The sequence below is a fragment of the Planococcus sp. ANT_H30 genome (genome assembly GCF_008369335.1).
GTDB classification, from domain to species: domain Bacteria; phylum Bacillota; class Bacilli; order Bacillales_A; family Planococcaceae; genus Planococcus; species Planococcus kocurii.
Window position 1 is genome coordinate 61,262 of sequence record NZ_VOBJ01000010.1, and the last position, 24,277, is coordinate 85,538.

Here is a 24,277-nt window from a genome sequence, read left to right on the forward strand (position 1 = left end):
ACTTCTTGAATGAACAAGAAGTCTTTTGTTAAAATAGCTTGTATTTACTTACTAATTTTCATCATTGCTTCAAAGCTCCCCATAAGAAATCCGCCGTTATAGCGACTAGGCTCATAGGAAATGATAAAGGCTTTTGGCGATAACTGTGTAACAAACTTACGAAGCTTAGCTTCATTTTTTCGTTTAGCAAGAACTTTTAAACACAGACGTTCTCCATCTTTTCCTTCAGCAGTCCAGGAAGTCACTCCGTAACCTTTGCCACGTAGATGCATTGGCAAATCAATTTCGAGAGCATCGACGATAATATCAAAAACAATATAACCAAGCGCTAAGCGGTTTTCAATTATACCTCCAAGATATACTCCAGCTCCCCATCCTAAGCAATAGGCTGCCAGATTAAATGGGTTATCTAAATTATCAAGAACAATGGTTAATCCCATTAAATAGATAAACACTTCAATCATAGACAAAAATGCAGCGATTTTTCGATATCCTTTAATAACTAAAATCATTCGCAACGTGAAAAGCGTCATGTAAGCAACATTTATAACGACAATAAGCAACAAAATCGAACTCACTACATCCCCGCCTATTGTTAGGATAGTCGATTAATTAAAATCACGATCGACTTCAAAAGTCTTGCATGTATCATAAAGCACGTTGTCTCCTTCGAGCGCTTTTAACTGGCTCGTGACATAAAATTTCTGCGCATCCGACGTCATAGTCGAACTAGACTCAAGACGTGTCTGCCAGTCTTTTCTTCCTACTGTCAAAGTCCAGTCACACTGAACAGATGCAGACAATGGATTTCCTTCTGTGATGCGGTAAACATTCTTGTTCGTACTCCCATACTCAAGACCGTTATTTGGTAAACGACGACATCCTTCGTCTGAAAAATCATTTAGAATCCACTCATTTGTAACCGTATTGTGATTGATTTCTCGTGTTCGTCCAGCTTCGCGCATGATTTCGCGCTCCATAACAGCGGCTGTTTCAGGATGCTCGAATGGAATGATGTCCTGCTCTTTTGTAGTATTGGTGTAGTCAGGCAAAATCAATTGCGTATCTTCATCTTTAATAATGAAAATCTCACCTTCATCAGCTGTTGGCCATGCATGCGGCCAATAAGTTGGAGATACAGATAATTGTAAACAGTGACCTACTGGTACTTTATAGCCAATAGCATCCATCTCAACCAATACTGTAAATTCTTCTTCGACAGGTACATCTTCAGGGAATTCGTGACTGTTTCGGTGCGTCAAATTTAACTGCCCCCACGATATTAACTTAGAAGTTCCTTCGGGAGATAAGTCACTTAAACGTACAGCAAGATTCGCACGCTTCCTGTCACTTGTTACTTTCAGTTTTACTTTTGGAAAACCTAAAATGCTCAGTTCTTTAACGAGCGGTTTGCTCGTAAAAGTATTAGATAAGCCGTTTTCAATTGCCTGGTCTGAAGCCATATCACCTTCTTGTCCAAATGGACAATAAACGCCCGCATATAACCCATGTTGTTGGTGCGTTTTTAACTTTTCAATCCCGTAATTCGAGTTTGTAACTAGCTGGTGATTGCCCAAATAGTAAATTTTTTCTTGTGTATTTTGTGTTGGCCAACTTTTTTCAAGAACCCATTCACCAGGACGAATGTGATAGTCGGTTTTTGGTGGTACTGCGTCTTGAAGCCACATACGCAGTGCAGGTTCATCCATGATGCCCGTTTCTTCTTCTTTCAGCCATTGGTCCCACCAACGAAGACATTCCTGTAAAAATCCAATTTGAGGACCAGGTACTGCGACTTCTGGATATTCATGTGCCCAAGGACCAATCAAGCCTTTTTTCGGTCCTTTTAGCTTTTCCATTAAGCGGAATACCGCATTTGTATAGCCATCTGCCCAGCCACCAACTGCGTAAACAGGAATTTTAATATCCTCATAGTTTTCACAAATTGAACCGTGTTTCCAATAATCGTCTCGGCGCTGATGACGCATCCATTCTTCAACAAATGGCGGTGTTTTTTCTAACCGCTCTAACCAGTTTTCTCGCCATGCAGATCCAAAATTTTCTGGATCTGCAGGACGCGCATTATATACGAGCATTGTAGAAGCCCACCACAGCATATCTGAAGCCAGTACCGCACCACCTTTATAATGAACATCATCAGCGTAACGATCGTCTGTTGAACATAAGGTAATAATGGTTTTCAATGCGGGATGTTGCAAAGCTGCGACTTGTAACCCATTAAAGCCGCCCCATGATTTCCCAATCATACCGACCGAACCGGTAGACCACTGTTGTTTTGATAGCCAGTCAAGAACTTCAAGCGCATCATCTTGTTCTTGTTTAGCATATTCGTCATAGATAAATCCTTCAGAGTCTCCGCAACCGCGAATATCTACACGCACGCTAGCATAACCATGGCCAGCAAAATAAGGATGACGAATTGAGTCACGCAATGCGGTGAACTCGTTTTTTCGGTAAGGAAGATATTCCAAAATGACTGGTACTGGGTTGGTTGTTGCGCTTTTAGGAATCCATAACTTTGCAGATAATCGTGTACCATCGGACATCGGTATCCAAATGTGGTCTGTCACTTCTACTTCATGCGGAAATTCTCGTTTAATGCTGCGTGTACTTTCACGAACGTTAAAAACCATTAGTTATTCACCTCTTAGAAATTTTGTTTGTTTTATTCTTTTGCTTTGTTTTCTTGTATTATTTCTTCATTAGTTGTTGTTTTGTATACAAGCGGAGTATCAGGATAATCTTGTTTGAGCCATCTTAAGAGCGACAGTGTCAGTAAGACATACAAGAGAATGACAGGTACCGATACAATGACGGAAGAAGTTTGAATAACTTTAAGTCCGCCAATCATTAATAACGAAATCGCCAATACAGCAAGAATGGCTCCCCAGAGCATACGATGCCAACGTGCCGGTTCTTGATCTCCTATCAACTCTTTCGTTGCAATTGCAGAGAGAATATATGTCGCCGAATCGAGTGAAGTTGCTAAGAAGATAAAAGCAAGCACTGCAAAAAACGGTAAGACTAAAAAGTCGAGTGGCATTGTCTTTAAAATTTCTACAATAGTAGCAGGACCGCCGCTGCTATTTAGGATGTCAACCACATTTAATGCACCTGTTAGTTGTAAATTCAGCGTATACCCACCAAATATACCGAAATAAATCCAGCTACCGAGTGAGCCCCACAATAGAATATGCACGATCAACTCACGAATTGTGCGTCCTCTAGAAATTCTTGCTACAAACAAGCCGATAAAAGGTGCAGTCGCAGCGAACCATGCCCAATAGAAAACGGTCCACGCTTGCGGGAATCCGCCTTTTGCAATTGGATCGGTCGAAAAGCTCATCAATGCGAAATTCTGAAGCATCAACCCAAAACTATTGCTAAAGTTTGATAAAATAAATAAAGTTGGTCCCGTAATTAGAACAAACAATGCCAATCCTAACGCCAAATACACGTTCCAGTCACTAAGTTTACGAATGCCTTTATACAATCCCATATAAGCGCTTGCACTATAAATAATTGTCCAAATAACAATAATAATGATGCTCAGTTGCAGCGATTGTTGAACACCAAAAATTTCTCCGATAACTGCGGAGACCATGGGTACACCAAGACCAAGTGAAGTTCCAAGTCCTCCGACCAAACTCCAAATAACCAATATATCAATAATTTTCCCAATCGGTCCATCAGCATATTTCCCTAAAATCCCTTTACAGGCTGTGCTGATTTTCAATGAACGATTTTTCTTTACAAAAAAAGAATAGGCAATTGTAACAGTCGGTAAAGCGTAAAGTGACCATGCAGAAATTCCCCAATGAAACATACCGTAAGCTACTGCCCATTCTGCAGATTGCTTGCTATTAGGCTCTATCCCAAAAGGCGGACCCATGTAGTAATACATCGGTTCCATCATCGACCAGAACATAATGCTTGTGCCCATCCCCGCACAAAACAGCATAGCGCCCCAACTAAATGTTGAGAATTCAGGCGCTTCGTCTCCCAGACGCACTTTGCCGTACTTACTAAAAACTAACCACACGAGTAAAATGAACACGCCAAACGTTAGAAATTGAAAGACCCAATCTAAGTTGTAAGTTATTCCTGTCATCATCTTGTTCATCACAGGTTCTGCTGACTTTCTAAAAATTACTAGTGACAGTGTTGCAACAACGATTACCACCAGCGAAGACCAGAAAACCAGCGGATCAATTTTTACTTTCCCCATTATAATTCCCCCTTTGTACAATTAGAAATAATCAAGTTTATATTATAATCATGATTATTTTTATTTTTTTATGTTATCATAATTTTGAAGGAATAATCAATATTTTTTAAAAATAAATAATTTTCGAGGAAGTGGACCTAGTTGGACAATAAAGAACTAAAAAAAAGACGGATGTGGACCTATTTTATAGATGCTACTGAGGAGTTAATTCGAACAGAAGGCTACCAACATATAACAATTCGAAAGGTAGCAGAAAAAGCAGGTTATAATAGCGCTACGATTTATAACTACTTCGGAGAATTATCGCATTTATTGTTCTTTGCCTCATTGAAATTCATGAAACCTTATATTGAATCGGTCACTGCAGAGATGAAGAAAACAACGGATCCAATAGAGAAATACTTAGTTGCATGGGAAGTATTTAGTGACTACTCGTTTAAAAACCCTGAAGTTTTCCATGCTGCATTTTTAATGGATCTAGGGGAACATCCTGAAAGTTTATTAATACATTATTACGAACTCTACCCAGCAGATTTATTAGACGTATCGGAAGAATTAAAACCAGCACTAATGGAGCGCAGTATTGATGAACGCGGTCGTCATGCGATAAGCCATATGATCAAAGCAGGTTTATTGAATGAAAAGCAAGCAGAAGAACTAAACGAACTAACTAACTTAATATGGCAAGGAATGTTTACAAATGTTTTAAATAACCGCAATCGGTACTCTGCACTAGAAGCTCATGAACGGACAATGCAGTATGTACGAGAGATTGTTTCCAGTAAACTCACCAGTGAATAATCGGAGATAACTCGTTTCATAAAAAAGCAAAAGACAACTGGAATCATTCCAGTTGTCTTTTGCTTTTTTATGTTAAATTATTCGACCGATTTTACCTTCTTCTAATAAGACTCGTTCAAAAGCATCGACTACATCTAGATCATAATGTGTTCCAGCCATTTTTTTTAGTTCGCCCATCGCTGTATCATCGCTAAGTGCTTTTCTATATACCCGATCTTCTGTCATAGCATCAAAAGTATCACTTACTGCAATAATTCTTGCTTCCAAAAGAATTGTATCTCCACTTAACCCATAAGGATAGCCACTGCCATTGAGTCTCTCATGATGCTGTTCAATAATCGGTACAAGTTCATGATAATACGAATTTTTTACCATTTCTGCCCCATCAAGAGGATGTTTTTTCATGATCTCAAATTCTTCATCGGTTAGTCGGCCAGGTTTATTTAGCACCTCTGAAGGTACGTAGATTTTTCCAATGTCATGTAAGAATGCCGCCACGATTAAATTTTCAAGTTGAACTTTGTTTAATTTTAACTTTTGAGCAATTTTAACCGAGTAGGCAGCTACTCGGTGACTATGTTTATTTGTGTACCTATCTTTTTCCTCAACTTGGTTCATAATATCCATTAATTTCGAGATGTCATTACTAATATGAAAGAATGTCTGTTCTGTGAAAACACATAATAATGTTACTTTAGATAATGCAGTAAAATAAATGGGTTCTTTAAGGCCCCGTGTCGTAAAGTAATCTTCAGGACCTAGTTTCTCTTGTCGGTGATCAGCTTCATACAGGACTTCTCCCGAAATAATAAAATAAAACTCAATTGCTTTCGCATTTTCACTCGGATAAACATAAAATAACATTTCCTCTTCGATGGATTGATGCAATATTTCAACACCATCTCCTTTAGTAATAAGGCTGAAGACTGAGTTATCGTCAAAACTAACCGTTTCGAGGAATTCTCCTTTTTTACCGACTTTAAAACCGTCCATATCATCCCACCTTAATGCGAATAAAGACGAGTTCACAATGAACTCGTCTTTATTGTACTACATAAAAATGCTGAATTGTAAAAATTATCTCCTGCCAACTACACGAATTGGATCAATCCAAACCCATTGATCAGCAAAACGTACAAGTTTCCAGCTACATTCCGCCTCTACCCCTTTACTGGCTGCTTTTGCAATTGTTTCGGCAGACATTTTAAGTGTTACATCATAAATTTTTGTAATAACTTCATTTAAATCTTCGGTATACTCGGCAGTTATTTCGGCATGCTTTATAGATTTTTTATTCAGTTTTTCATTTAGCTTATTGACCTGTTTATTTAATTTACTTGAATCTTTTTCTTCTGTTAAAATCATTATTTTTGTAAGTTCTTCAATTTCAGCGCTAATTTCTTTCATTTCTTTTTCGATTTTCGCTTGTTCTTCACCAAGTTTCGCTTCTAATTTCAGCAACTTTTCTTCGTATTTTTGTTGCTTATTCACATCATTTTTTGATTCTTCCATTTCTGATAGTATTTTGTTTTTTTCTTTTTGTATATCAAAAATTTTGCCACCTTCTTCAATTTCTCGTATGTCTAGTAGATACTCGGCTTGAAGTTCATCTGCTTCTGTTACAGCTTTTTCGATTTTTTTATCAATCTCAAGGTTGGTTTTTTCAATCATGCGAATTGCTTCTTCATAATCCTTATCACTCGTTGCAAAAGCTGGACTTGCTACACCTGTTAATAACACGAGCATTAATGACATTGATACAAACTTCTTCATCAAAATAATCACTCTCCACTTTTTCAATTTAGATAATAAAAAGACCATTTAACATTTGATGCACATTCTAACTATTTACTTTTTACAATAACCTTTCTTTTTTATTCGGAATGGCCATGATTTTAAATGAAACTAATTTATTATCTAGTCCTATTGTACAGGGTTTAAATACCTAAATCTATGAACTATTTAATTTTTCTGTCATTAATTGAAATAAAATTTTAAATATGTATGTATGAGAAATAAGTTGAAGCTTAATCATTTTGTCCCTTTAATAATTGCAAGGGTTTATGCAGTTACTAGTGGAATTTTTCCAGTTAATTAGCTTTTATTTCGATTAAATTTGATTAGATGGACAGTTGTTTTAATTTATACCATGTATTGCTGCTGTAGTTTTACCCGTTATTGTCGTATCAAAATCAAGGTGCTAATTGTTGTACAGGCCCCTAATATTCAATACGTATGAACATAAAGTTTCTACTGTTGTTCTTGTTCTTTAAACGAGCACAATCAACTCATTTTTAAAATCAATAGAAAGGGTATCTACCATTCGAAAATGACTAGCTGGAATTGTTTTTACCTCATTCCCTTTAACTTCCTCTAGTATCATTACCTGCCATTTTATTTGACAAGACAGTGTCTCTTTCGTCAGTAGTTTATACCAAATGGCTAAAAGTTCATATTACAAAACAACATTGTTTTACTAAGTCTTAGAATTTCTCAAAAGCTTACAGGCAAGCTGGATATTTAATAACTCATCGGGGTTTTGTAAATCTGTATTTAATAGTTCTGAAATCCTTTTTAATCGATAGTGCAGCGTATTCAAATGAATATGCAATTCTTTTGCTGCTTGACCTGGAAATTGAATAAATTGTGTATAGGCTATTAGCGTTTTTAAAAGCTCTGCACTTTTTTTCCGATCATAGTCGATGACCGGTCCCAATGTCGAAATAATAAATGCTTCAATATCCTTGTCTTTATTAGATACGAGAAGTCGCTCGAAACCAAGTGATTGGTAGTCCATTACTTTATCTTTAACTCGAGAAGAGCGCATAAACGTTAATACTTTCAAAGAGTCTTCTATGGAATCCGGCAAACGATCGATTTGCGAAACGCACGGTCCAACAGCCAACTTGACAGTAGCATCTAGCTGTTGATGCGAAATAGCCACTTGCAAATCTTTTGCCATGCGCTTAACTTTTTCCAATAAGTCATGTTTTGTGGCTTTGTCCTTGATTGACAACAAAAAAATAAAAGACTGCTCTTTTGAGACGATTAAACTTCCTGGAAAACGTTGGTTTACTTCCATCTGAAACAAATGAGCGATTTCTCTTCTAGCCATAAGTGCTGCAAGTGTGTTGCTATCCTCTTCCATTACGGCTTCTGCAGCGACTGGCAAAAATCGGAAACGCGTATCTAACCCTAAATCTTTAGCTCTTTTGATAAACGTATCACTTAACATTCCTTTTAAAAGGTCTTCCATTAATTCAGATTTAAAGCGGTGTTCCACTTCACGGAGTGCAGCGTTCCGGTTAATTTCGAGAGTGAGATACAGAATACTTTGCTGAATAAAGTACACGTCTGAATCGGAAAGTTGTTCATTCTGTTTGGTAGCTACTAGCAATTTGCCCAACAAGAAACGTCCACTTTGTATGAGGAATTCATGTTTATGAGTGTGTTTTTCCTGGTCTCCCATTTGCAAATCTTCACCATAAATTGTCAATATTGATAAAGGTTTCTGAATTTGATCAGCTAATTGTTCGAGCATTTGCATCAAACCGACACCATCACTCATTTTTATGAGAAGTTTTTGCTGATACTGGATAATTTGCTCGAATTGTTCATTTTTCTTTTTTACATCTTCGTGCAGACGAGCTTTGGCAAGTGCAATGGCTGCTTGACCTGCAATTGCCTGAAGTAAACGTAAATCTTTTTCTGTAAAAGTTCCATGTTCTGCAAACCCATTCAGCGTAATGACACCGATGCACGCATCATTTTCTGTAATTAACGGAACACACATAGCCCGGTAAGCATAAGGACCTGTATGTTGAGCAATTGAAGCTGCAAGTAATGCTTTATTTTGATCACTCATTGATTTCGTTCCGCCTGCAAGTTGAGAAGCAGAAGTGATTAAAACGGGTTCTCGCGTAGAAAAACATTTTCCAGTAAACGATTCATGTGAATCTAAGCAAATACCTTCTACATCACTTGTGAAATTGACATATGATAAACAGACAAGTTTCTGTATGCTTTCATCGTACAAAAAGAGCACGCCTCCATCAGCATCCGGAATTGCTTTGATCGCTTCTTTTAGAGTTAACTGAAACAATTCATTCATATTTAATGTAGAATTAACTGCTTCCGCCACTTTAATAAGCGCTTCCATTTGGGAAGGAGAAAAGTTTTTTTCAGGTATCTGGTTCATAGCAATCCTCTACTTTCTCTAGTTATGTAGTGAATTCTAGCTTATCACGATTACAAGAAAAAACAGACAGAGAAAAAGAGTTTCTTTTTCTCTGTCTGTTTTAGACTAGAGGCTTATGGGACCGTTACAAAGTTTATTTTACAAGCTCATATTCAAATAAAATCGCAGCAAATGATTTAGCTGTATGGAGCATTGCCGTTTCGTCAAAATCAAACCGAGCGTGATGATGTGGATACACTCTGTCGTCTTCTGCTAATTGAGCGCCCGCGAAAATAAAAGAACCCGGTCTATGTTGTGTATAGTAGCAAAAGTCTTCACCGGGCATGACTGATGGGGTTTCGATCACCGCTTCAGCCCCAAGAATTCCCTCCATTGCACGTTTGGCTAATTGGGTTTCCTCAGAATGATTCCACAAAGCATCATAACCTTTTTCAATTGCGGTATCGGCTTCAGCCCCAAATGCTTTTGCCACTTGATTTGCGATTGTTGTTAATCTTTCAGCAGCGAGCGCGCGTACTTCCGGTTCATAAGAACGGATCGTCCCGGTCATGACCGCTGTAGTAGGAATGACATTATTGGCTTGGCCGCTGTTAATAGAGCCGACAGAAATAACGAGTTGCTTTAAAGGATTTGTATTACGGCTGACGACCGACTGAAGTGCTGTAACAATGTGTGACGCTGTGACAATGGGATCGATTGTTTCTTGCGGTATAGCACCGTGTCCACCTTTGCCGTTAACGGTAATGATAAAGGTATCAACTGCAGCTTGGATAAATCCTTCTTTGTAGTACATGGTTCCTGAAGGCATCGTACTTTGAAGGTGGCAACCATATACTGCGTCAACGCCTTCAAGGCAACCATCTGCGATCATCGCTTGTGCACCTCCTGGGTATTCTTCTTCACCGAATTGATGGATAAAGACGACATTGTTGTTCACTTGCTCAGGATTTTCAACTAAGCTTTTAGCAAAAACCATTAGTGCCGCTGTATGTCCATCGTGACCACAAGCATGCATAACACCAGGAATTGTCGACTTGTAAGCGACATCTTTTTGATCTTGAATCGGCAAAGCATCAAAATCCGCACGGAAAGCAATGGTTTTTTGCGCATGAGCAACATTGAATTTAGCGACTACACCTCGCCCGCCAACACCGGTTCTGACTTCTAATCCTAAAGTTCGGTAGTACTCAGCAATGTATTTAGGTGTTTCGACTTCTTGATGAGAAAGTTCAGGATATTGATGAAGATGACGACGGATACTAACCATTTCAGAATATAGATTTTCTAATCGACCTGCTAACTTTTGGATTTTTTCATGTTGTATAGACGTTTTCTGAATATTAGTAGACATGGACAACTTCTCCTCCTTGATATACGGTTTCGACTGAACGAAAAGCAGAAAGCTTATCTTCTGGGTCTTCAGACAGGATAATAAAATCGGCTATTTTGTCTTTCTCCAATGATCCCGTTTCGTTTTGAACAGTGAGAACGGAAGCAGCAGAAAAAGTTGCAGCAGTAATAATGTCACGAATAGACATCCCACCTTCATGCATCAACTCAAGTTCTTTAGCAAAGTCACCGTGCAAGTTAAACGGTGTACCAGCGTCTGTGCCCGCAGCAATTTTCACGCCCGCAGCTACAGCTTTTCGAAAACTTTCTTTGTGAACTTCGTAACAGTACATAGCTTTTTTGACAGCGTGCGGTGGAATCGCGCCTGAATCTGCATTTTGCACAATATAATAAGGTGCTGCAAGAGTAGGAACTAATACGGTATCGTGTTTAATCATTAGTTCAATCGTTTCATCATCAAGAAAAATACCATGCTCAATCGTCGTAATTCCCGCACGCACAGCATTTTGAATACCAACAGTCCCTTGAGCATGCGAAGCCGTTGTCTTACCAGCATGTAGCGCTTCTTCAACCGCTGTCCTCATTTCGCTTTCCGATAGTTGTGGAGAACCTGGATCGACTCCAGGTGTCATGACACCTCCAGTTGCCATTAACTTTAATACATCGGCACCCTGTTTCAAAGTTTGGCGCGCCATTTTACGGACTTCGTCTTCCCCATCAGCCTCAGAAGCGAGTGGATATCCGTGGCCACCTGTCATGACAATAGGTTGACCAGAGCCATAAACAGTAGGCCCTGTAACAATTCCGTTATTTACTGCATCCCGGTAGGCCAAATCAATGTGCCATTTAGATCCTAAATTGCGGACGCTGGTCACGCCTGATTGTAACTGTTTTTTTCCGTTAGCTTGATGACGATACGCAGAAGTCGCCTGACTATCAGTGGCAATTTGAGAAAATGGGTCAGCTATTCCGTCCATGCCAAGATGAATATGCATATCAAAGAATCCAGGTACAATGGTTTTCCCTTGACCATCGATTACGGTTTCAGCTTCTTTATCAACTGCTTCTTCTCCAACTGCTATAATTTTATTTGCTTCAACAATGATAGCTGATTGGATGAGCTTGTCACCTCTACCTGTGTAAATCGTGACATTTTTTATCTTCAAAGACATTGAAATTCCTCCTTTAGTTTATGGTAAATAAATATTTCCTCCAGGACCGAGCGGCAAACCGAGTAAGAACCACACAGTGAATAAGATTAGCCAGAAAATCGCAAAGGCTATCGAATATGGCAACAAGGCTGCAAGTAATGTACCAATCCCAATATTCTTATCGTATTTTTTTGCAAACGTCAATAAAATTGCAAAGTATGCGAGCATGGGCGTGATTGGATTCGTGATCGAATCGGCAATGCGATAGGCCACTTGAGTGACTGCAGGATCGTAGCCCAGCATCATGAACATGGGAACAAATATCGGTGCAAGTAATGCCCACTTAGCAGAAGCACTGGCAATTAGTAAATTAATCAGTGCTGCGATCATAATAAATCCAAGAATCAATGGTAGACCTTCAAAGCCAATGCCCTTCAAGAAACCTGCACCTTCAATCGCAATGATGGGTCCCAAATTGCTCATACCAAAAAACGCAATCATTTGAGCAGCTACGAAAGCCAGAACAATATAACCACCCATTCCAGACATGGCCTTTGTTAGGTGCTCAGCAACGTCTTTATCATTTTTCAGTACTTTCGATCCGAAACCATAGGCTAGGGCAGGGAGTAAAAATCCGAAAAGCATAATGGGTACAATCCCCGTCATAAATGGCGAAACAATAATGCCGCCGGTTTCTTGATTACGCAAAATACCGTTTTCTGGAAGTACTAAAAGCAAGATCACAACTGCATACAGTGCAAGCGCAATGCCAGCCCACAACAAACCACGTTTTTCTGCAGTAGTTGTTTTTTCTAACTTATCGACTTTTCCCGTATATACCCCAAGTCGTGGCTCTGTAATTTTGGTCGTTACAAACATAGATACAGGAATGATGACAAAGGTCGAGGCAATCATAAAATACCAATTGATTGCCGGGTTCGCAACGTAACTAGGATCAATTAAATTTGCTCCTGCTTGTGTAAATCCAGATAATAGTGGATCGAGCATGCTAACGATTAAATTAGCACTAAAAGCGCCGGTAACGGTTGCATAACCCGCGACCAGACCAGCGATTGGATTGCGGCCAAGTGCTGCAAAAATCATAGCGGCAATTGGAGGTAGCACAACTTGAGCGGCATCAGCAGCTGTATTTCCCAAAACGGCAATTAAAAGAATCGTTGGCAAAATCACTTTAGCCGGAGCGTTCAAAATCGTTGTTTTCATGAACGTCGTAACAAGTCCTGTCGATTCTGCAAGACCTACGCCTAACATGACCACTAAGACCAAACCGAGTGGCGGAAAACCGGTAAAGTTTGGTACTAGTGTTTCAAAAATTGTACGAATACCATCACCATTCAACATATTGACAACTTGAATTTCTTCACCGGTACCTGGATGCGTAGATGTAATTCCTAGTGACGAAAAAATAGCAGATGCTACTAAGATAATGAGTGTAAAACTAGCGAAAAGAGTGACGGGATCCGGCATCTTATTGCCGTACACTTCTACTTTCGTTAGCATTTTTTGAAAAAAGCTTGGTTTTTCACTTTTTTGAAGCTTAGCGGTTGATTCTGCAGTTTTGTTCATCTTCTCACCCTCCAGTAGTTAGAATAGTTAAAATACTATTGATTTCCTCGCGATTACTATATAGATTTACATACGAACTATTGAATTATTATTTGTGGATAGTCACAAATAATGATTGGTTTTATAAGAGCTGAATCGGTAAACGGAACTAAACGTAATCGAAAATCACAACTGTAAAATAGTTTATGCATAAAATGGACTTCCCTGTAAGTTTCTAACATAAAACAGACGGAGAATCCCGAACTCCGTGTGCAGTTTTCAAGGTGCCGAAGGTAATTTCTCTGAAACGACCGATTGTCCCTGATCGTCATGAACCCACTTGCTGCATCCATTTTGCGTCTGCCATGGAAAGCGGCCGTTGCAATCGACCTCTGCTTGTTCTGTCGCATGCAAAAAGGGCTGTCCCAGAAAGTCATTGTTCATGACCTTCTGGGACAGCCCCTTCAACTATTTATCCGTTTTAGAAAGCTTATCTTATATAGAGAGATGGATCTACAGCATTAGAACGTGAACCGTTCCAAGTTCCCACATGAACCTCAAAGTGTACATGGGTTCCTGTAGAACGACCGGTGCTGCCCATTCCTCCAACTTTTTCTCCTTGTGACACGGCTTGACCAGTTGAAACATTGATTGAACTCATATGACCATAAACGGTTGCATAGGTTTGTCCTTCGATTGAGTGTGTAAGAATCACAACTTTTCCATAGCCACCCATTACTCCGGAGTAAGAGACATATCCTGTTGCTGCGGCTACTATAGGCGTGTCAGTTTCATTGGCAATATCGTATCCTAAATGTGTTTCAGCTCCATCTCCAATATCGCGTCCGCCAAATCCTGATGTATGACGACCGTCTGCTGGGCTAATAAAAGGAGACCCCACAACTGGGGTTACCGGCAGTATTGCTACAGGACTGGATGCGCCCGAAATCTTGTTTCCAGAGTCTTTTGCTGCTTTACGCTCTGCAGCTATACGAGCTTCTTCAGCTTTTCGCTGTCGTTTTTGCTCAGCTGCTAACTTCTGCTTACGCTCTTCTTCAGCTTTTCTTGCCAACTCGGCGAGTCGAGCTTGTTCATCAGCGATTTGTTGCTCTAATTCGGCACTAATTTCTATTTCTTCTTCGAATTGATCTTCAAGTTTCAACTTTGCTGCTGCCAACCGTTTCTGTTCTGCTGTTACCTCTTTTGCAAGTCCATTTTGTTTATTCTTTTGATCAGCAAGTGAATGATTCAATGCTTGAAGTTCTTTTTGAAGCTCTCTTTGTTGAGTCATCTTCGTTTCCACAATCGTTTGTTGTTTAGACAAAAGCGTTTTATCTCCTGTTTGCTGAAGCATGATTTCTCGGTCTGCTTCTAGTAACGTATTTACAGCAGAGATGCGATCGATAAAATCAATAAAACTATTAGCTCCTAGCAAAACATCTATATAATCTACCGAGCCGCCGCTTAACTGGATTGCACGAGCACGTTCTTGTAACAGTTTATCTCGTTCTGCAATTTTCTTTTCCAATTCTGAAATTGATTTTTTCAGCACATCAATTTCATTTTGGGTTTGGTCTATTTTTTCTTGTACATCAGCTATTTTAAATTCAACTTCTGTGATTTTATTGTCTAATTCTGTGATTTCCATCATAATTCCAGTTAACTTTGTTTGGTTTTCGTTAATTTCATTGGATTTTTTTTGAATACCCGAATTTAATTCACTCTTTTTTTGCTCAGTATCTTGCTGTTTTTTTTCAAGTTCACTCAACGGACTTGCATCAGTTGTCGGCAAGCACAGCGTAATCGCCAGTGCAGATACTAGACCGGTTACGATCCACTTTGATTTCAGACTCAAGTTTTTGTTCCCCTTCCAATTACTCATTTTAAGCTAAGCAATTTAAGCCTTTTATTATATAATACAGGAAACTTATGGAGAATCTATTAAAATCAAAAAAATAGTTGCCATTCTTATCTTTGCTGAATCTTAAAGCTACTCTTTTCTTCTCATGCGCTTAAATCTTATAAAGATGTGGAATTCAACAGTGGTTAGCGTGTATAAACAATCCAAAAAGCAACTAGTGAAACATCACTAGTTGCTTTTTTATGAGATATGCCTTTACTACTGATTTATCCGCGTGAAAATGCTTTTTTTGTACAGGCTAAAAAGGCAATTTTTTTGATTTTCTTGACCAATGAAACGCAGTGTTCTTTGAATAGTGCATGGTTTTTGAAACTTTTTTATATATTCTTGTTATAAATTCTTTACGCAAATAAAATGCTGCATACTCTCTACCGAAGGCTTTCTTGAATTCCTGTTGTCTCAGCAACAAATAGAACATGTTTTTCTTTTTTGTCTGGACAATCGTTTCGTTGTATTGAAAATCTGTATCGCCGTTTATTGCATCTAACAAACTTGCTACTTCTTCATTTCGACGAACTTCCTTCATCACAGTGGACATCGCACTTTCAGACCAGGCGCCTTTTACGTCTACTCGGTAAACAGCCATGGTTTGGTCTGTATAATGCACTTGACCATGGTGTGCTAGGTGAATGGTTAGAGGATAGTCGCCAAAACCCGCATCAAAATAAAAAGCGGGTACATAATCGGCCACTTCACGCCGGTAAACCATCGCATTCGTTGGAAAAAGTTCGCCACCACCTTCAATAATTTCGTTAATCGAAAATATTCGATCTCTACGACTTGGCCTCACTTTCCCCACTACTCGTTTGCAGGTATCGGAAATTTTAAAAGCAGAATGAACACTCAACACACACTCAGTATTTGCTTCTAAATAATCAACTTGTTTTTGTAATTTGTAAGGATCAGTCCAGTAGTCATCACCTTCGCAAATAGCGATATACTTGCCATTTGCTCGGCGTTGATTTATTTGAAGCATCGTTGCACCTTGAGAAAACTGATTTTCTTTTTGGTAAATAGGTTTTATCAGATTCGGAAAATCTTGTTCATATTTCTTAATGATTTTAGCCGTGTTGTCTACTGAAGCATCATCGTGAATGAGAATTTCAAAGTCGAAATTCGTTTTTTGCATTAAAAATCCCTCAATCGTTTGTGCTATATAATTTTCATGGTTATAAGCCAGGCAATCGACACTTACTAGAATATCTTTTCTCATTGCGGCTGACCTCCTAACTTTCCTTGCCTTTCTCAAACTAATCGCTGATGCTCACGGAATGAATTTGAGGGGCGAAATCTTTAATCACTGTGAAATCATCCAACATAGCGCTAATTTTCACAGGACTATTGAACATCATCACATCAATAATGGATAAATTAGGAACAAAGTTCGCTAACTCTTTTTGTGGATAAGCAATATCGTTTGTTTTGATGAGCTTTAATTTAACGCCCTTCGATTCAAAGTCCATTGAAGAATAAAGGGATAGACCTCCATAAGCGTTAACATATTCTTTTGCTGAAAGCAGTTCGCAAATCTCTAATATTTTATCTTGACCTTTAAGCACCTCATTTTTTTTCAAGTCAGAAGAAAGTAAAATAGTTGTCTGAATATTTAAGTATTTACAAATCTCTTGAATCGAATTTGTAAGGTATTTAGCCAAATTCGTCTCTTTTTGGTTGATAACATTTTCTATCAAGTTGAAAACTTCATGAAAATAAGGAGCCTTACTATAGGTTTCTTTGATCGTTTTCAGCAATTTTTTGTTATAAATAACGTCATTTTCAATTTCAATTTCATTAATTCGTTTATTTTGGCTTACTTTAGTTATTTTTAACGAGATAGCCATTTCTTCTCCATTCACTAAAATAATGTTTCGATTGATCCACCCTTTTTTCTTATAATTCACATCATCATAAATCACATAGGTGTCAACAGTTTTAATCAATTGCCAGTATCCGATGTACGGGAAAAAGTACGGTTGCATAATGCCTAGTTTCATAACCTCATCCCCTTTATTTTAACGCCGAAAAAAGCCGCCTCGTTTTGTTTTTCTAGAATTTTGCATCTTGTCATGTTGATTAACGCGCTCCCATGCCCCCATCAATACGGTATTGGCTACCTGTTATAAACTCCGAATCATCACTTGCCAGGAATAGAAGAAGTTTTGCCACTTCTGACGTGGACCCATATCTTCCTAAAGGGATACGGGATGAAATTCTTTCCCGGACTTCTGATGGATTGTCGCTGTTAATGCCTTCTTCGTTTTTCCTCATCATTGTGGAGTCTAGAGGTGCTGGGTGAATTGAATTTACTCTGACTGATTGGTGACCTGCTTCTAAAGCTGCTGTTTTAGTCAATCCGACTACTGCATGCTTTGAAGCCGCGTAAAGCGAATTCCCACCACTTCCCATTAAACCGGAAACAGAAGAAGTATTAATGATACTGCCACTTTTTTGCTCAATCATGATAGGTAGTACTTTTTTCAATCCGAGGAAAACACCTTTCACATTGATATTCATAATCAAATCAAAATCTTTAACAGATTGTTCTACTAAAGGTGCAACTCTTCCTAAAATGCCTGCGTTATTCAAAAAAACATCAATTCTTCCCCATCGCTTCACGACTTCATCAACATAGTCTGCAACTTCTTTTTCTGAAGTCACATCAGCTATGATGCTAAATAGTTCACCAAATTGCGAAAGGTATTCTCTGGACTCTGTAAGTTTTTGTTGGTCCCGATCGATTAGCACAACTTTAGCGCCTTCTTTCAGAAAAATTTCTGCAGCAGCTGCACCTAAGTCTCCAGCTGCACCTGTAATTACTGCAATTTTCCCTTTCAATCTATCAGTCATTTCTTCACCCTCCAAAATAAAAGCTGTGATTTAAGCCTTTAAAATAATTAACTTTCGTTGGATTGATGATTTTATATCCGCTTACTTAAAAAATCCTCAAAAACCCGATTAACTGTCATCACACAACAGCTTGATCGAGTTTTATGACTTCATCTCATAAGCCGAGGTTTGTTTATCAACAATACAATTCTCAAAAAAGTTAACTGTCTGTCTTCCAATAACCATGTTCCAAACATAAGTGATCATATTCTTTCTTTAAAATACTGACGATTACCTGATCATAATAGCGGTTGTTGCGGTATGCATAATCCCGTTTTCTACCTTCTTCAACCCAGCCACATTTTTTTAGAAACAAATTGGAAGAAGGAACATTATGTTCAAGGATATCTCCTTCTAAACGATGTAGTTGCAGTTCTTCAAATGCATATTTCATGGTAGTCATAACCGTATCACGCCCATAACCGTGTCCACGCATGTTCTTTTTCCCTATTAAAATTCCGTGATGGGCTGAACGATTTCTATAATCAATATTTAAAATATTTGAAATGCCGATAAAGCCATCTTCTTCTGTCTCAATCGCCAAACGTAGATTTCGATTATCAAATTCTAAGCGGTCGAACCATCGATTTTGTTGTTCAGAAGAAATTGGAATTGTCCATCCTCCGAGAAGGTGGGCTACTTCTGGATCATTATAATAACTACGCAACTCTTCCATGTCTGCTCTTTCCAATGCTCGTAAAGTCACTTTCTTCCCTTTAACATTCATCTTCTCATCTTCTTTCTTTATAGTTTTTTCTCTCTTAGTCCTTCTATACTTGCTTGAGTATCCAGGTTAGTAATCGTCATCTTCCGAGAAACACTTTTAATAAGATGTAACGCGTCCGTTTTGTCATTAATTCACAAGTTAATGACAAAATGAATTCAATTGGTGTATTTTCACTATTTTGTATAACTTTTCATTTATGCGAAAAATTAACCATTACTTCTGTTCCGAAAAACTAGTAGTAAAATATTATACCCAGTTCAATAATACCATGTTTACTGAAAATTTAGACATATTTTTTTTATTTTTATTTTAATTTAATTTTTTGACCAATCAAAGTATGTATACTTAAGAAAATATAGTTTTAATTTTTATCCATTAAATTTATTTGGGAGGGATTTACATCAAAAAAAAGATCCCATGCTTTCACATGGGATCTCAGACTGTAGACAAAGTCTTATTAAACTGAATCGTGATGTATAACCTCCAACTGGGTTGGCCACTTCGCTTTCCAGTGGGCTCAGCGCGCTGAAACGTTATCCATCATCCAGAAGTAGATGCGCTTTTTTTACATTAACTCATGCACGCATCAAAGGAATTTGTTTTGCGATCGTTCAAGACGTTTATTTAACCTTATCAATTGATTAATCACAACAACCAGTAGAACGCCTATAACAATTGCCAATGAATAGAGAATAACTATATCGCTGTCACCTACTGTGAAAATTAAAAGTGTGACACTCGCAAAAAATCCAATAATAGCAAGTAGAATCGTAATTACTGTACTTAACACATATTGCACCTGAACTCACTTCTTTCTTTAATCATATAGAAATGCAGTTAATCAAGTTCTTGAAACGCTTTGCCAACTACAGTTTTCTGATCTAAATCAACATAGACGATAAGGTTGCCAGCTGTAGCTGTGTCGGTACCATTGAATACTACTGAATAAACTTGTTGTTGTTTATAAGTAGAATGGAACTGAGCTTTGATTTTTGCAGATACCGCTTCTTTAGTGACTAATGAGTCTTTGGGACTTGTTGGAATAAGTAGTTGCTCCTCATCAGATAGACTATTATGAGCTATCATTTCGATTGGTAGTTTTTTCTCAGTAATTGAGGAAGAACATGCTGTTAATGTTGCAACTAAAAGAATGAGAACGCTCCATTTCTTCATAAAAAGTCTCCTCACTAGTTATGATGTAATTTACACAATCCAATCAACAGTAATAACCGAACATTCCAGCACAGTTGACTTTAATTAGTTTAGTAAACTGATTTGTAATAACCGATTACTTCGCCTTGAATTTTCTCTAACTTCAATGTATGCTGACTTCCTCGCAACCAATCATCTCCAACTAGAAAAACTTCATTTTCTGCCAACTGAATTTTTTTCATATTCGTTTGGAATATCTCTTTCATTCCTGAAGTATCGCTAGTAGAAGATGTGTTTTTTTCAACCTGCTGGCTGTACTCTTCATAAGAATCTATTCCCAATCGATGGGCGCTGCTATAAAAAGTTTCCAATTTCTGTTCATCAACAAAAATGTGGCCATCTACAATTTCAACGCTTTCACCTGGCAATCCGATAACACGCGAAATGGTCTTCTGTAAACCTTCGGAAAATTTATATTCGTATGTGACTACGTCTCCTCGGGCAATCTTTTTCTCACTATACGCAAATGGATCAATCAATAAGGGCTGTGCTGCATACTCGTGATTTCCTCTATCCATGGTATCGTACTTGAAGTCAAATATTTCTAAAGGCTCCTCGTACGCTGTAAAGATCGGAATTTCAGCTACAGTATCCGTATCTGTCACTACCAATTCCTCCACTTTTCCAGTCGACGGTTTCTGTGTTTCTTGTGCTGTTTCGTTTACAGCTTGTACTAGAAAAAATGTGACCAGTGATAAAAGAAATGCGAAGATGGCCGTATACTTAAAAAAACCATATCTTTTACTAGAAAATTTATTCGATTTACCTTCTTTTATATTCAAGAGCATCTTGTGTTTTAAGGATTTGTTGAATCTAGGATTAACGCCAAAAAAATCATCCATTTCATGCTTAAATTTGTTCATCCTGGAATCCCTCCCATTCACTTGAATCGGTTTTATTCTTCAACAAGCGCTTGGCTCTTCGCAGTCTAGTTTTAATAGTGTTTTCTGGACATGCCAGCAGTTCACTGATTTCTTTCATAGTGAGCTGCTGGTAATAATAAAGAATAATGGCTTCTCTATATGTAATCGGCAGTTCCATTACATTTTTGATTAGGTCAGATCTCACGACTTGGTGTTCATACGTTTTTTCAGTGGATTTCGAACTAGAAATCCACTGGGTCATTGCATCTGAGAAGACAATTCGTCTGTTTTTCCAGCTTCGTAAATGGTCATGACAGCGATTGATAGCCATTTTGGAAAGATATGTCTTTAAGGAAGAACGAGATTCAAACTGGTGAGATTTTAGATAGTAAGCTACAAATACTTCTTGCAAAATATCTTCTGCAGTAGACCAATCTTTGACGTATACATAAATGAAACGAAGCAAATATTCGCCATGTTCATCCATTATTTGCTCAATTTGTTCTTCGTTTAAGTTGTACTCTCCATCATTTTCAACCACTCATTACACCATCCTCTCCTGGATACCCCATAGACGTAAGATTTCTGAGAATAGTTTCACTATTTCAATGTAAATGCTTTTACTTCTTCTTGTCTTTTATCATTCCAATTTTATTAGCCCTAAAAAAAATCCTTACTAGCTCTTTTTAGTTTATTTGGTTATTGATTTTGTATTTTTTTGGTTATCTCCTCTTAAGGTTCTTTAAATTTCTACTGAACTGCAACAAACCCTGTGTCTTCTACCAATTTTTGTCCTTCTTCAGAAAGGATCCACTCAATTAACGGCTGTACATTCGGATTTTTTGTTCCAGCGGTAACAGCATAAAATTCAGCAGCTAAAGGATATTTGCCCGAACGGATATTTTCAATGTTTGGTTCAATGCCATCAACTGCTATCAATTTGATTTTGTCATTGCGAACCATTTGAGTAGAATAGAATCGAAACGTATAACCAATGGCATTTTTGTAGTTCCGGTAGCTTGCTACTTCCTCTATTATACCGCCCATTCCTCCAGCCAAATCTTCAGTTTCAGGCTCTTTAATTTTTTGGTCTTCCATGAATTTAATAAACATCGTTTGGCTGCCGCTATCTTCGGGGCGTTGAAAAGGGCGGATTTCATCGTTCTTCCCACCAAGTTCTTTCCAATTTTCAATATCTCCTGAATAGATTCCTTGGATATCTTTGCTCGCTAAATCAGTAACCGAGTTTCGAGAATTGACGAAAAACACAAAAGCTTCACGTCCAATCGGCGTCAGTTCTAGCTCTACCCCTGCTTCTTCTGCGGCTTTTTTTTGGCCACTGGAAGGTTCTGCAGCAAAAATCACATCGGCATTTCCTTTGATAAGCCGACTATAAGCAGAAGGAGTCGTAGTCGTAGCGACAGGACCTTTATATGGATTATAAAGATCTTCTGGATAAGTGGCTTCTGCAAATGCTGAAAATAAAGGGTAGAGAGCCGTTGCTCCGTCTATTATCGGTACTTCTCCCGCTATTTTGAAAGAGGCTTGTTGATCCAATCTAGCTAGTTTTTCACTTTCTTTAAATGGCTCGTATGCATAGAGATCTACTTCTGAATCATTCACTTTCTCAAAACTTTCTTTATAGTAATGAGGAACAGCAAAGGCGGCTCCTGCCATTAAACACAAAGAAATCCACAGAATCGTTTTTTTTCCATTTCTTTTTTCTGTAATAAAAACAAATAAGATAACCAACGATATGATAATTGCGCCAAAGAAGCCAAATAAATGGACATCTCCTGTATTCAAGATATGAAGCATGCCGCCAAAAAATACAGAAAGAATTCCAGCGAAGATCAATAAAGCGGTAATAAACTTTCCAAAACCATTCATCTTATGTCCTCCGATCATACTTGATTTGTTTGAATAGATAGTCAAAGATTTAACCAATTTCTAGTCGTCAAGATAAAACACATTAAATGTGACTGTGCAAGGGATAATATGAGTCTGTAAATGATACCAAAAGCATACTTGCTGTTTTTGAAGTGACCATTTTCTACTCTTAAATTAGTTTTATTCCAATAGCTAAAGCACCCCAAGCTTGCTCTTGTTCTACCGAATAGATATCAAAAGTCCCTTTTATCATTTCTTCCATTGTCCATTCTTCGCAATCAAAATCACTGAATGGAACATCTTCATACATAGCTTGAAACGTGGGATATGATTTAAGTTCCAGTACAACCACTCGTATCACTTCATTCTGACTGGGGATTTTGATAAATTTGATGGTATCCCCAATTTTAATTTTTCTTCTCTTTTCATCGTTCAATCTTACTTCTACTTTTTTCTTTCTTTCAATAATTGATTCAACGTATTCATCATATAATCCCATCGTGTGTTCCATGATTCCACTCCCCTCTTCTAATTTCTATTCGAATAAAATCTATTTGGTATCGTTTTCTTAAAAGCTTTCACATAACCGCGGCTTTTCTAACTTAATCTTTAAAGGCATTAAACCAGTGGTAGGGTTGTAACTCTTTCAATGTTTTATAAATCAATCTGTTCTCAGAAGTTGTGATGGCGGCTTTTACTTCTTCTCCCCACTAAAAAAGACGTTCTTGACAAACACCACAAGGATTGAGAATCATGTATTGTGCTTTTTCATCTTCACGAACCACGCAAATCGAATGCGTTACAGCATTGTTGAGTTTATGTGCTTCTGATATAGCTCCTGTTTCAATACATAATTCTGTAGATGCATTAGTTACTTCAAGAGCAATGCTCGTCAAACTAGTTCCGTCTTGGGTATACAGCGCTGCAGCGCCTCCCCAGCCAGCAGGAAATTTTTCTTGGATAAGCTTTTTTGTCGCTTGTACAAAATACTCGACCTCTTTAAATCCCAGCTTTTTATAAACAGTTATCGCTCTTTCATTAAAAGTAGCAACTGATAAGGTAATCTTTTTGGGGCTGTATGTTAATGTTGCAAAGTCTATGCCTTTCTTCAAAAACTGAAGACCATTTCCAATGCCGGTTAAATCCGGTTTCATTCCTAGTCCTATATCAATCACGTCGTCCGTAATCTGATTGAAACTGTAAAATCCGCTAATTTGTTCTTCTTTGATAACTACAAAATAAGAATCTTTACGTTTTTGGGGATTTAAAAATGCTGCTAAATCTTCTTGGTCAGCATCCATGTTATAAAAAGAATACTGACCTTCATAACGCCAATGATTCGCAATTTCTTCTGCTTGTTCTTGTGTCATCACTTGAAAGAAATCTTTCATCAGTTCTTAATCTCCTTCGAATTATTTGACGTTCTAAAATTCTTGCCATAACTTCGATCCTGTATTAGCCCA

21 protein-coding genes and 2 pseudogenes are annotated in these 24,277 nt (G+C 38.0%); 1 reads left to right on the top strand and 22 read right to left on the bottom strand.

The window, feature by feature from the left end:
• Nucleotides 1–44: 44 nt before the first annotated feature.
• The 3 genes from FQ085_RS15985 to FQ085_RS15995 are packed head-to-tail and all read right to left on the bottom strand — an operon-like array spanning nucleotide 45 to nucleotide 4,249.
• Complete coding sequence (locus FQ085_RS15985; RefSeq protein WP_149457134.1) at nucleotides 45–578, bottom strand: DUF2179 domain-containing protein; 534 nt, start codon at nucleotides 576–578, stop codon at nucleotides 45–47.
• A gap of 30 nt (nucleotides 579–608) precedes the next feature.
• Nucleotides 609–2,654: a CocE/NonD family hydrolase gene (locus FQ085_RS15990; protein ID WP_149457135.1), complete on the bottom strand. Its 2,046-nt coding sequence runs from the start codon at nucleotides 2,652–2,654 to the stop codon at nucleotides 609–611.
• A gap of 32 nt (nucleotides 2,655–2,686) precedes the next feature.
• Nucleotides 2,687–4,249: a BCCT family transporter gene (locus tag FQ085_RS15995; RefSeq protein WP_149457136.1), complete on the bottom strand. Its 1,563-nt coding sequence runs from the start codon at nucleotides 4,247–4,249 to the stop codon at nucleotides 2,687–2,689.
• 141 nt (nucleotides 4,250–4,390) lie between these two features.
• Here FQ085_RS15995 and FQ085_RS16000 point away from each other — a divergent pair, with 141 nt between their 5' ends.
• Nucleotides 4,391–5,050: a TetR/AcrR family transcriptional regulator gene (locus tag FQ085_RS16000; protein ID WP_262499828.1), complete on the top strand. Its 660-nt coding sequence runs from the start codon at nucleotides 4,391–4,393 to the stop codon at nucleotides 5,048–5,050.
• A 72-nt stretch (nucleotides 5,051–5,122) separates the two neighbouring features.
• On the opposite strand, the gene FQ085_RS16005 is transcribed toward FQ085_RS16000, so the two are convergent.
• The 19 genes and pseudogenes from FQ085_RS16005 to FQ085_RS18410 all read right to left on the bottom strand — a co-directional run.
• Entirely contained in the window at nucleotides 5,123–6,043 is a 921-nt protein-coding gene (locus tag FQ085_RS16005; protein ID WP_149457137.1) for an HD-GYP domain-containing protein, read from the bottom strand.
• A gap of 84 nt (nucleotides 6,044–6,127) precedes the next feature.
• Complete coding sequence (locus tag FQ085_RS16010; protein ID WP_058386904.1) at nucleotides 6,128–6,823, bottom strand: hypothetical protein; 696 nt, start codon at nucleotides 6,821–6,823, stop codon at nucleotides 6,128–6,130.
• Between the two features lie 703 nt (nucleotides 6,824–7,526).
• The gene (locus tag FQ085_RS16015; protein WP_149457138.1) at nucleotides 7,527–9,248 is read right to left on the bottom strand and encodes a GAF domain-containing protein; all 1,722 of its coding nucleotides are present in this window, start codon (nucleotides 9,246–9,248) and stop codon (nucleotides 7,527–7,529) included.
• A 133-nt stretch (nucleotides 9,249–9,381) separates the two neighbouring features.
• Nucleotides 9,382–10,599: a M20 metallopeptidase family protein gene (locus FQ085_RS16020; protein ID WP_058385391.1), complete on the bottom strand. Its 1,218-nt coding sequence runs from the start codon at nucleotides 10,597–10,599 to the stop codon at nucleotides 9,382–9,384.
• Nucleotides 10,589–11,770 carry a metal-dependent hydrolase family protein gene (locus tag FQ085_RS16025; protein WP_058385392.1) on the bottom strand — a complete coding sequence of 394 codons (1,182 nt, stop codon included), beginning with the start codon at nucleotides 11,768–11,770 and terminating at the stop codon, nucleotides 10,589–10,591. Before FQ085_RS16025 ends, FQ085_RS16020 begins: the two co-directional genes overlap by 11 nt.
• An 18-nt stretch (nucleotides 11,771–11,788) precedes the next feature.
• Nucleotides 11,789–13,336, bottom strand: coding sequence for an AbgT family transporter (locus FQ085_RS16030; RefSeq protein WP_078080391.1), 1,548 nt, complete (start codon nucleotides 13,334–13,336; stop codon nucleotides 11,789–11,791).
• Nucleotides 13,337–13,805: 469 nt separating this feature from the next.
• Nucleotides 13,806–15,170: a murein hydrolase activator EnvC family protein gene (locus tag FQ085_RS16035; RefSeq protein WP_149457139.1), complete on the bottom strand. Its 1,365-nt coding sequence runs from the start codon at nucleotides 15,168–15,170 to the stop codon at nucleotides 13,806–13,808.
• A 304-nt stretch (nucleotides 15,171–15,474) separates the two neighbouring features.
• A complete protein-coding gene (locus FQ085_RS16040) occupies nucleotides 15,475–16,449 on the bottom strand; it encodes a glycosyltransferase family 2 protein (RefSeq protein ID WP_058385394.1) in 975 nt (324 codons plus the stop codon).
• Nucleotides 16,450–16,486: 37 nt separating this feature from the next.
• Complete coding sequence (locus FQ085_RS16045; RefSeq protein ID WP_058385395.1) at nucleotides 16,487–17,230, bottom strand: WbqC family protein; 744 nt, start codon at nucleotides 17,228–17,230, stop codon at nucleotides 16,487–16,489.
• Between the two features lie 79 nt (nucleotides 17,231–17,309).
• Nucleotides 17,310–18,083 (bottom strand): SDR family NAD(P)-dependent oxidoreductase, encoded by a 774-nt coding sequence (locus tag FQ085_RS16050; RefSeq protein WP_058385396.1) that lies wholly within the window; start codon nucleotides 18,081–18,083, stop codon nucleotides 17,310–17,312.
• Between the two features lie 199 nt (nucleotides 18,084–18,282).
• Nucleotides 18,283–18,849, bottom strand: coding sequence for a GNAT family N-acetyltransferase (locus FQ085_RS16055; RefSeq protein WP_058385397.1), 567 nt, complete (start codon nucleotides 18,847–18,849; stop codon nucleotides 18,283–18,285).
• Between the two features lie 586 nt (nucleotides 18,850–19,435).
• Nucleotides 19,436–19,648 carry a hypothetical protein gene (locus tag FQ085_RS16060; RefSeq protein WP_058385398.1) on the bottom strand — a complete coding sequence of 71 codons (213 nt, stop codon included), beginning with the start codon at nucleotides 19,646–19,648 and terminating at the stop codon, nucleotides 19,436–19,438.
• 38 nt (nucleotides 19,649–19,686) lie between these two features.
• Nucleotides 19,687–20,022: a putative periplasmic lipoprotein gene (locus tag FQ085_RS16065; protein ID WP_262499829.1), complete on the bottom strand. Its 336-nt coding sequence runs from the start codon at nucleotides 20,020–20,022 to the stop codon at nucleotides 19,687–19,689.
• An 89-nt stretch (nucleotides 20,023–20,111) separates the two neighbouring features.
• On the bottom strand, nucleotides 20,112–20,924 hold the full coding sequence (locus FQ085_RS16070; RefSeq protein ID WP_058385400.1) for a S26 family signal peptidase: 813 nt from the start codon (nucleotides 20,922–20,924) through the stop codon (nucleotides 20,112–20,114).
• On the bottom strand, nucleotides 20,911–21,465 hold the full coding sequence (locus FQ085_RS16075; protein WP_262499830.1) for a sigma-70 family RNA polymerase sigma factor: 555 nt from the start codon (nucleotides 21,463–21,465) through the stop codon (nucleotides 20,911–20,913). Before FQ085_RS16075 ends, FQ085_RS16070 begins: the two co-directional genes overlap by 14 nt.
• Before the next feature lie 209 nt (nucleotides 21,466–21,674).
• A complete protein-coding gene (locus tag FQ085_RS16080) occupies nucleotides 21,675–22,814 on the bottom strand; it encodes a PstS family phosphate ABC transporter substrate-binding protein (RefSeq protein ID WP_149457141.1) in 1,140 nt (379 codons plus the stop codon).
• Nucleotides 22,815–22,983: 169 nt separating this feature from the next.
• Nucleotides 22,984–23,325 (bottom strand): ASCH domain-containing protein, encoded by a 342-nt coding sequence (locus tag FQ085_RS16085; RefSeq protein WP_058385402.1) that lies wholly within the window; start codon nucleotides 23,323–23,325, stop codon nucleotides 22,984–22,986.
• Nucleotides 23,326–23,416: 91 nt separating this feature from the next.
• A pseudogene (locus FQ085_RS18405) lies at nucleotides 23,417–23,824 on the bottom strand (cytidine deaminase).
• Nucleotides 23,825–24,205 (bottom strand): annotated as a pseudogene (locus tag FQ085_RS18410) (GNAT family N-acetyltransferase); the annotation flags it as partial.
• Nucleotides 24,206–24,277: the final 72 nt, after the last annotated feature.

Bases quoted from the DNA above. Each gene is read 5' to 3' on its own strand.
- FQ085_RS16015 (WP_149457138.1), bottom strand. From the start codon at position 9,248: ATGAACCAGATACCTGAAAAAAACTTTTCTCCTTCCCAAATGGAAGCG.
- FQ085_RS16030 (WP_078080391.1), bottom strand. From the start codon at position 13,336: ATGAACAAAACTGCAGAATCAACCGCTAAGCTTCAAAAAAGTGAAAAA.
- FQ085_RS16020 (WP_058385391.1), bottom strand. From the start codon at position 10,599: ATGTCTACTAATATTCAGAAAACGTCTATACAACATGAAAAAATCCAA.
- FQ085_RS16045 (WP_058385395.1), bottom strand. From the start codon at position 17,230: ATGAAACTAGGCATTATGCAACCGTACTTTTTCCCGTACATCGGATAC.
- FQ085_RS16040 (WP_058385394.1), bottom strand. From the start codon at position 16,449: ATGAGAAAAGATATTCTAGTAAGTGTCGATTGCCTGGCTTATAACCAT.
- FQ085_RS16050 (WP_058385396.1), bottom strand. From the start codon at position 18,083: ATGACTGATAGATTGAAAGGGAAAATTGCAGTAATTACAGGTGCAGCT.
- FQ085_RS16070 (WP_058385400.1), bottom strand. From the start codon at position 20,924: ATGAACAAATTTAAGCATGAAATGGATGATTTTTTTGGCGTTAATCCT.
- FQ085_RS16080 (WP_149457141.1), bottom strand. From the start codon at position 22,814: ATGAATGGTTTTGGAAAGTTTATTACCGCTTTATTGATCTTCGCTGGA.
- FQ085_RS15995 (WP_149457136.1), bottom strand. From the start codon at position 4,249: ATGGGGAAAGTAAAAATTGATCCGCTGGTTTTCTGGTCTTCGCTGGTG.
- FQ085_RS16055 (WP_058385397.1), bottom strand. From the start codon at position 18,849: ATGAATGTTAAAGGGAAGAAAGTGACTTTACGAGCATTGGAAAGAGCA.
- FQ085_RS16025 (WP_058385392.1), bottom strand. From the start codon at position 11,770: ATGTCTTTGAAGATAAAAAATGTCACGATTTACACAGGTAGAGGTGAC.
- FQ085_RS16065 (WP_262499829.1), bottom strand. From the start codon at position 20,022: ATGAAGAAATGGAGCGTTCTCATTCTTTTAGTTGCAACATTAACAGCA.
- FQ085_RS16010 (WP_058386904.1), bottom strand. From the start codon at position 6,823: ATGAAGAAGTTTGTATCAATGTCATTAATGCTCGTGTTATTAACAGGT.
- FQ085_RS16005 (WP_149457137.1), bottom strand. From the start codon at position 6,043: ATGGACGGTTTTAAAGTCGGTAAAAAAGGAGAATTCCTCGAAACGGTT.
- FQ085_RS16085 (WP_058385402.1), bottom strand. From the start codon at position 23,325: ATGGAACACACGATGGGATTATATGATGAATACGTTGAATCAATTATT.
- FQ085_RS15990 (WP_149457135.1), bottom strand. From the start codon at position 2,654: ATGGTTTTTAACGTTCGTGAAAGTACACGCAGCATTAAACGAGAATTT.